The sequence below is a fragment of the Streptomyces viridosporus genome (assembly GCF_002078235.1).
Lineage (GTDB): Bacteria > Actinomycetota > Actinomycetes > Streptomycetales > Streptomycetaceae > Streptomyces > Streptomyces viridosporus.
The window spans coordinates 1-418 of sequence record NZ_MSGP01000672.1 but is presented as its reverse complement, the minus strand read 5'-3'; the positions used below and the strand labels follow the sequence as shown (position 1 = coordinate 418).

General features: G+C 76.6%; 1 protein-coding gene. It reads right to left on the bottom strand.

All coding sequences use genetic code 11. The features are described from left to right. Nucleotides 1-418, bottom strand: a 418-nt coding sequence (locus B7L92_RS35435) for an FAD-dependent oxidoreductase (RefSeq protein ID WP_438364051.1), incomplete at both ends; no start/stop codon positions are given.

Genomic DNA, 418 nt, shown 5'->3' with positions numbered 1-418 from the left:
CGTCGGCGCGGACCACGGCACCCTCGCCGGGGGGCAGGGCCTCCACCGGCGGGGAGGGGCGCAGCCGGTCGCCGACGAAGTGCCGGGCGACCTCGGCCTGGGTCTTGAGGAAGGACGGCGCCTCGCGGACGGCCGGAGCCAGCCGGCGCGGGTCGTACAGCCCGCTCCACGCGCGCTCCTCGCCGGTGATCTGCGCGGTGAGCAGCAGGCTCGCCATCATCCCGCCACTCATGCCCCAGCCGGCGAAGCCGGTCGCGACGTAGGCGTGCCGGGCGCCGTGGTGCAGCGGGCCGACCAGCGGCACGGTGTCGGTGGGGCTGTTGTCCTGGGTGGCCCAGCGGTGGGTGAGTTCCACGTCGGGGAAGTGCTCGCGGGCCCAGGCGGCCAGACGGTCGAAGCGGGCCCGGGTGTCGCCCGT